The 7,721-nt window shown below is 70.5% G+C and carries 4 protein-coding genes; 2 read left to right on the forward strand and 2 right to left on the reverse strand.

The window, feature by feature from the left end:
- Positions 1-294 precede the first annotated feature (294 nt).
- Both KA419_19165 and deoC read left to right on the forward strand, forming a co-directional pair.
- The gene (locus KA419_19165; protein MBP7868056.1) at positions 295-708 is read left to right on the forward strand and encodes an RpiB/LacA/LacB family sugar-phosphate isomerase; all 414 of its coding nucleotides are present in this window, start codon (positions 295-297) and stop codon (positions 706-708) included.
- Between the two features lie 149 nt (positions 709-857).
- Positions 858-1,502 carry a deoxyribose-phosphate aldolase gene (gene deoC, locus KA419_19170; protein ID MBP7868057.1) on the forward strand — a complete coding sequence of 215 codons (645 nt, stop codon included), beginning with the start codon at positions 858-860 and terminating at the stop codon, positions 1,500-1,502.
- A 189-nt stretch (positions 1,503-1,691) separates the two neighbouring features.
- Here the strand turns inward: deoC and KA419_19175 are convergent, their stop codons facing one another.
- Both KA419_19175 and KA419_19180 read right to left on the reverse strand, forming a co-directional pair.
- Complete coding sequence (locus KA419_19175) at positions 1,692-4,481, reverse strand: LamG domain-containing protein (GenBank protein MBP7868058.1); 2,790 nt, start codon at positions 4,479-4,481, stop codon at positions 1,692-1,694.
- 181 nt (positions 4,482-4,662) lie between these two features.
- Complete coding sequence (locus KA419_19180) at positions 4,663-7,494, reverse strand: hypothetical protein (GenBank protein MBP7868059.1); 2,832 nt, start codon at positions 7,492-7,494, stop codon at positions 4,663-4,665.
- Between the last annotated feature and the right edge of the window lie 227 nt (positions 7,495-7,721).

The raw sequence follows: 7,721 nt of genomic DNA on the forward strand, positions 1-7,721 counted from the left end.
CCCCCGGCCACCGTGCCGGCCGTTGTCTCGACCGCCCCCGCGGCCGCGGCCCCCTCCCCCGAAGCCGCCAAGGCGCCCGGGGCCGCCGCCCTGGAAATCCGGATCAGCGAGAGGGTGTTGACGGCCCGGGACCTGGAAACCGTCCCCGCGGGGTCCACCGTGGTGATCAAACCCGGGACCCTGGTGACGCCGCTGGTCCGGGAAGTGGCCGCCGGCCGCCGCATCCGGGTCCGGTACGCGGACGAGGGCGGGAAGCCCTCCGTCGCCCTGGCGGCCGACCACGGCGGTTACCGGATGAAGGAAACGCTGAAGACCCTCCTGGCCGAGCTGGGGTACCCCTTCTTCGACTTCGGCACCGACTCGGAATCCCCGGTGGACTACCCGGAATACGCCCACAAGGTGGCCCGGGCCGTCTCCGAGAACCACCACGAACTGGGCATCATCGTGGACGGCGCCGGCATCGGCTCCTGCATGGCGGCCAACAAGGTTCCGGGGGTCCGGGCGGCCCAGTGCAATACCCCCGCCCTGGCGCGCAACAGCCGGGAACACAATTTCGCCAACGTGCTCACCCTGGGCGGGAAAGCCGTGTCCCCGGACGAGGCCCGGGAGATCGTGAAAACCTGGCTGGAGACCCCCTGGGGAGAGGAGCGGCACGCCCGGCGCGTGCGGATGATCGGGGAAATCGAGCGCCGTTATCTCAAGGAGTAAAGAGGTTGACCATGACCAACTGGGACCAGGTTATCGACCGGATTACGGACAACGTCCTGCGGGAGTTGGCGAAACGCGGCATCGGGGCCCCCCCGCCGACACCCTGCCCCGACCCCGCCGCGAACCTCACCCCCGAGAAGCTGGCGGCCATGATCGACCACACGCTACTCCGCCCCGAGGCCAGCCGAGAGCAGGTGACCAAGCTCTGCCGCGAGGCGCTCCAGCACGGCTTCGCTTCCGTCTGCGTCAACCCGCAGTGGGTGCGGACCTGCGCCGAGATCCTCCGCGGCTCCGCCGTGAAGACTTGCACCGTGGTGGGGTTTCCCCTGGGGGCGGTCCCGCCTGACGCCAAGGCCTACGAGACCCGTCGCACCATCCTGGACGGCGCCACGGAGATCGACATGGTGATCAACATCGGCGCCCTCAAGTCCGGCGACCACGCCCTCGTGGAGCGGGACGTCCGGGCCGTGGTGACCGTGGCCCAGGAGTACGGCGCCCTCGTGAAGGTGATCCTGGAAACCTGCCTCCTGGAACGGGAGGAGAAGGTGGCCGCCTGCCGGCTCTCCCTGCTGGGCGGCGCGCAGTTCGTCAAGACCTCCACCGGGTTCTCCTCCGGCGGGGCCACCGAGGAGGACGTCCGCCTCATGAAGGAGACGGTGGGGGACAAGATGCAGGTCAAGGCGTCCGGGGGCGTGAAGACCCTCGACGATGCCCTCCGGATGATCCGGGCCGGCGCGTCCCGCATCGGGACCAGCTCCGGCGTCAAGATCGTCCAGGCGCTGCGGGGGCAGTGATCGCGCGGGCCCGGGCCCAATGCCACTCCCTTTTGGCCTGTGGAAGGGCTCTGGGGGGAAAGGACGAAAGGACCCAAAGGACCCGGGAAACGGGGAAGACCGATATGCTTCGGGTGACGGCAAACAAGCGGGCCCTGAGGAAAAACTCATGGCCCGCTTGTTTGCCGGCTCGACGTTGCGCGTGCGGGCCTACTGCAACCGGTGAAGATCCAGGGACCCGGGCGGGGGCGGGGTGTCCTCCCCCGCGTCCGGAAGCGGATTCGGAACGATCAGCGGGGAACGGGCCGCCACCGCTCCGTGGTAGGTCGAACACCCCCGGAAGTCCACGTCCTCCAGCTGGTACCAGTATGCCTTCAGGGAACCGACCTCGGTGTCGACCCAGGCGTACTCGGCGCCGGTCGCCTCGGTGCCGAGGCCGGGGATGAGGTGCGCGTTGACCCGGAACCAGGGGCCGTCCGGGGCCTCGGCCCGCCACAGGTGGAAACCGGCGTTGTCGATCTCCGACGCCGTCGCCCACTCCAGCCGGATCCCCTTGAGGGCCGCGGCGGGGGCCGCGGTGAAGGAGACCAGGCGGATCAGGAGCGGGGCCTGCCGGCTGGCCAGGGTCCAGAGCGAGAAGGCGTTCACGCCGGAGACCTCGACGTGGTTGTTGGTGGTGTCCGGTGCGTCCCCGTACGGCCCTTCCCACAGATGATACGCGTCGCTGTAGCGGTAGAAGGCCAGGTCCGTTTCCGTGATCCCGTTGAGCTGGTTGTCCGCGTAGTGGTAGCGCCAGGTGGCGTTCAGGGCGTCGTTGGTCGCCGGGGAGATCACGAAGCTGTAATTGATGCTCTGCCGCCCGAAATCGCCGGTCTGGGGGCCGTAGGTCCGCCGGATGGTGGTGGCGCCCAGGGCGGCGTCGGTGGAGACGATCTCCGCCCCCAACTTGGCCACGTTGCCGGGGTAGGGTGTGACGGTGGAGAAGACCCGGGTGGTCTCGAGGCTTCCAGTGGGACCGTGGATGTTGGCGTAGACCCGGTTGTCGTCGCCGTTGCCGTCCAGGGTCGCCGAGGAGCCCAGGTACACGGTCGCGCCGTTGAGGTAGAGATCGCCGCTCGTGATTCGCAGCGTGCCGTTGACGGTCTTGTTCCCCGACAGGGTCAGGGTGGAGGCGGCGCCCTGGTTGAGGGTCAGGTTGTTCAGGTTGGGGGAGGTCGCGGTGTGGAAGACCTGGGGGGCGGACCCCTTGAACTCCACGGTCCAGGCGGTGCCGACCGACAGGGTGCCGTAGTCCAGGAAGTGCCGGTAAACGTCGTAGTTGAAGGCGGTGGGCGCGTTGCCGCTCAGGGTGAGCGTCGCCCCGGAAGCGAGCACGACGGTGGCGGCCGCGGCGTTGGCGTTGACGGCGGGGGCGGTGTTGGGGGCGGGGTAGGTGTAGATCCCGACGTTGTCGGTGCTGGTGGGCACGGCGTCGCGGCTCCAGTTGGCGGCCGCGGTGTAGAGGCCGTTGTTGGCGGCCGACAGCCAGGTGTTGAAGGCGGCCGAAGCGACGAAGTTGGACGTGCCGGAGCCCAGGCCGAACCCGGAGAGGTTTACCGTGAGCGGCGTGGTGGAGTAGCGCGAGTTGTCGTAGTGGGTGAGCCCCCAGCGGGTGTAGTTTTCCGAGGAGCCGGCCTCCCCGTCGTCGAAGCGCAGGTAGAGGAGCAGGCCCGACTCGCGCCCCGTCAGGTTTCGCGTCATCGCCTCCCGGATCTCCTGGGCCGTCCGGGCGGTGTTCCAGAGGCGCAGCTCGTCCAGCTGACCCTTGAAGTAGCCGGCAGGGTACTGGTTGACGCCGACGAGCAGGGGGGGCAGCGGGGCGGTCGTGTGAGAGAGGCTGCCGCCGAAGCCGCCCGCCGTCTCGTCGAGGACGCCGTCCACGTAGCACGAGAGGTTGCCGGAAGCGTCCCGGGTCACCGCCACGTGGTGCCACGCGTCGTCCAGGACGTTCCGGGTGAAAACCTTGGTCTCCGTGGGCGTGCTCCCCCGGATCGTGACGGCGACGGCCCCGGTGGTCTGCTTCAGGGTAATGATCAACCCCCGGGTGTCGTTGGACTTGTCAATGACGGGCCGGTCGATCGCCCGGTCGGACCCCTTCACCCAGAAGAGCACCGAGAAAGCCCCCGTGCCCACGTTGAAGCGGTTGTCGTGGTCGATGGAGGCGTAGTCGTCGGCGCCGTCGAAATCCAGGGCCAGGCGGGGCCCCGCGAAGGCGCCCGACTGGTAGTAGATCAGGGTGCCGAAACCGACGCCGTTCACCGGGCTGCTGGTGGCGTCGTTCAGGTTGCTCTCGAAGCGGTAGTAGCCGACCGGCGGGGACGCCATGGGGAAGGTCGCCGACAGTTCCGAGTACAGGTTCTGCCGGATCTCCGCGGCCGTCCGCGCCGTGTGCCAGACCCGGAACTCGTCCATGCGGCCGGTGAAAAAGAAGGGTTGGGTCGTGTTGTCGCCGCCGACGTAAAGGGATCCGTCGTTTGTCCCCTTGTGGGAGAGCCCGCTGAAGGTGGTGGAGACTTCCAGCCCGTTGACGTAGAGCGAAACCGTTGAGCTGTCCGGATTGTAGGCATTGACCCGTTTCACGGCGACGTGCGTCCAGCCGGCGCCGACGGTGAGCGGGGTGGAACTGGCGGTCTGGACCGCCCCGTTGCCGTCCTGAAAGTTCAGGCGCAGGCAGTGGTCGGTCCCGATGTAAAAGTAGTAATCGCTGGAGGAAGCCCCCTGGCGAATCTTGTGCACCAGGGTTTGCTGGACACCCGTCGCGGAGCGCTTGACCCAGGCTTCCCAGGTGAAATCCCCCGACAGGTTGTACTTCGCCCCGGTCAGCGTGAAGTAATTGTTCACGCCGTTGAACTCCAGGCACGCCCCGTCACCGGTGCCGGCCCGGACCGCCGAGGGGGCGACGACCGTCAACAGGACGACCAATCCCGGCCATACCCACGATGTCTTATTCCCTGCCTTCATCGTACCCTCCCCTTCCCGGACGGCTTCCGACACCTGACAACCCAGTTTATCAATATCACAAACGGCCCATCGATCAAGGGAAATGATCACATTTCTTCACTTTTATTGATGGAAGCCTGGCGATCAACCGCCCGCCCGGACTTTTTCGTGGTTTTCGTTTATTTCGTGGTTTCTCTTACGGTTACCCCGGGAGGATGAGCAGGTGTCGCGCCGGGGCCCCCTCCGGGGTCACGGTGATCTCCAGGGCGGTGCTGGAGAGCCCCGTGGGCGGCGCCAGCCGGTGAAGGACGTGGGGCAGGGTGTCCAGGCGCCCGCCCCAGCGGGCCAGTTCGTTGTGAAGTTTCGCCAGGCGCTCCGCGAAGTCGGCCAGCGCCTCGACGGGGAAACGGGCCTCGGGAACCGGGGTCCCCGTCCGGCGGAGCTGCTCGAAGGCCCGCCCCGCTTCCCGGGCCAAACGGAACGTGGCCTCGAGAACGGCGGTTTCCGCGTGGTCCAGGGGGACGTAGTGGACGCGGGCTTTGCCCTGGGCCGGTCCCAGCCGGGCCATGCACCCCCCCGTCAACCGGCCCTGGCGGCGGAAACGCTCGAGGTTGGACGCCGTCTGGAGCGCCCCGCCCAGCCGGCGGAGGCCGTCGGTGGGCCGCCCGTGCCGCAACCAGCTCCAGCAGAGGATTTCCAGGATGTGGGACTCGACGGCGCCGGCCACGTCGTCCCTTTCCAGGAGGGCCTTGAAGACCCGGCCGGGGACCCGGGCCTTGTAAGCCACTTCCGCGGCGGGCCAGGGCGGGCCTCCCCCCAGGGCCTCGGCCGCGACGTCGCGGGCGGTCCGGCCGGCCAGCAGGCCGGTGGCCTCGGCCATGGCCAGGAGATCGGCGAGTTCGTCGGGTCGTGAGACCGGGTCCGCCGCGGCGAGGTGGTACTCGGCACCGAAAGCGGGGCGAAGATCGCCGGTGTACGGACGCGGGTCGCCCGTCGTGACGTGGGCCAGGAGGGCCACCCGGAAATCGCCATGCTGCCGGCGGCCCTTCTCCCAACCCCGCTCCACGGTCCCCCCGGCGGAAAGGTAGACGGTCTGGGCCCAGCCGTCCCCGTCCGGCACGATCCGCAGGGACTGCCACGTGGACAGCGACTCCACCGACTTCCAGCACCGCGGGCCGAGCTGCAGGTGGAACTTGAGGGAACGCCGGAGCGCTTCCGAACGGTAGGCCTGGAGGAGCCGGACCCCCGGGACGTCCGCTTCCGGCGGGCAAGCCCCGGTATCCCCCCCGGCCAGGGCCCGGAAGGCCGCCGCCGCCCCCGCCGCACGGGGGTCGAACTCGACCTCCAGGAGGACGTCTCCCGCGCGCTTTCGCAGGTACTCCACCCCAGCCTCGAGGCGCCAGCGCGCCGCGAAGAGCTTCCCGAGAGCGTCGAGGTAGGCCTTGTCCCAGGTTTCCAGGCGCGTGAGGACGGACCGGGCCACGCGACCGGCGGCGCGCAGGGCGTTGTCGGGGACGAGCCCGGCGGGCCCCTCCGCCAGCACCGCGGCCGCCAGGCGACGGAGCCCCTCGTCCGCCAGGGCGCCGACCGCTTCCGGGGTGTCGAGCCGGGCGAGGGCTTCGAGGACCGTCTTCGCCCGCCCCGCCCCCAGGACTTCCCGGAGCAGTTTTTCCAGGAGCGCCGGTCTCCCCGTTCCGAAGAGCGTGTCGAGGGCGGCGCCGCAGGCGTCCAGCCGGCCGGCCCGCCCGGCAAACTCCTCCAGGGGGAAGCTTTCCGGGCCCAGGGCGTCCGCGAGGGCCGCGGCCAGGTTCGCCGCCCTGCCGGCGGTGAGCGCGGCGCGCAGGCCGCCCTCCAGATCGGCGAACAACCCCGGGCGATCCCACAGCAGGTCGCGAAGCCGGCCGTCCAGGTCGAGGAAGGCGCCGGCGACGGCGGCCACGGCCTCCCGGGCCGCCTCGGGCAACAGGTGCTCGCGCAGGATCTCCAGGACGGGTGCAAGGGCCGTTTCGGCCAGGAGGCGAGCCAGGGCGTCGGAGGGGTCCCCCCCGCTCCCGTCGAGGGCGGCCGCACCCTTCAGGGCGGCCAGGAGCCGTTCGGGGTCGATCCCCAGCAGGCACCCCACCACCCGCTCGATGGGCGGCAGGGGCCCGGCGGCGCCGGCGGAGAATTCGGCGCCCAGGACCGCCCCCATCCCGAACTCCCGGTCCGACTCCTTCCGGACCGTCGCGCGGAGCACGCGGCCGGCGGGCCCTTCATCGGCGTGGACGAGGAGGGAGAAGCGGCTCTGGAGGCGGGCGTTCCCCCGCACCCGGAGCGCCCCCGGGAAGGCCAGGGTCAGCGGCGAGGGGAGCAGGGCGCCCAGCGGTTGCGTCATCGGGATCTCGAGCGCGGCTCTCCACGGGAGGGCGATCCCCGCCGTCAGAGTCAGCACCCCGTCCCGGGAGAGGCAGAGGCGGGTGTCCGGCGCGGGCAGGCGGCCGGGCTCCGCGGCGGCGTGCGGAAGCCGGAGTTCGCGGAGCACGCCGCGGAGGAGGTCCGCGGCCCCCAGGCCGGCGGGGAAGACCCGGAGGACCCGCAGGACCGCTTCGCCCTCCACCCCGAGCCCGGCGGTGGCGGCAAGGGCGCCGAACCGGGCGGCGGCGCCGGGCCGCCGGGGGCCCCTGGCCAGCGAGGCGCGGGCGGAGGCGTCCCCGTCAACGCAGCCGGCCAGGTCCATCAGCAGTGCGATCTTTCCCTCGGGAAGGGGCTCGGTGAGGCCCATCACCTTCAGATCCTCCCCCCCCTCCCCGGCCCGGAACGCCCGGAGACGGCCGGACGGCCCGCCGCCCATCGACAGGGTGAAGGTCGCGTCAACCCCTTTCAGGGCGGCCTTCCCCTTGCCCGTGCACCGCAGCAGGGCCAGCGGCCGTGCCGGGTCGAAGGCCTCGGGTCCCAGGGGGCGGTTGGAGGCGAGCGCCTGCTCGAAGGCGGGGTGGACGTCCCAGGCCAGTTCGGCGTCACCGGTGAAGTCGGTTTTCCAGTGGGCAGCGGACATGGGGGCCTCCGAAGAAAGAAGTCAGGAGACAGGAGACAGGAGTGAGAGCGACTTCGGCAGGTGTTCCTGTTTTCCGGTTGTCCTGATGATACCCCGACCGACTGAGCGGTGCAAGGGGAACGGCGGCCCCCCCCCCCCCCCCCCCCCCCCGGCGGCGGGCGGGCGGCCACCCCCGCCTCCCCCCCCCTGCCAAGAGAGGAGGAGCAGCAGGGGGGGGGCCGGACAAA

It is taken from the genome of Acidobacteriota bacterium (genome assembly GCA_018001935.1).
Lineage (GTDB): Bacteria > Acidobacteriota > JAAYUB01 > JAAYUB01 > JAAYUB01 > JAGNHB01.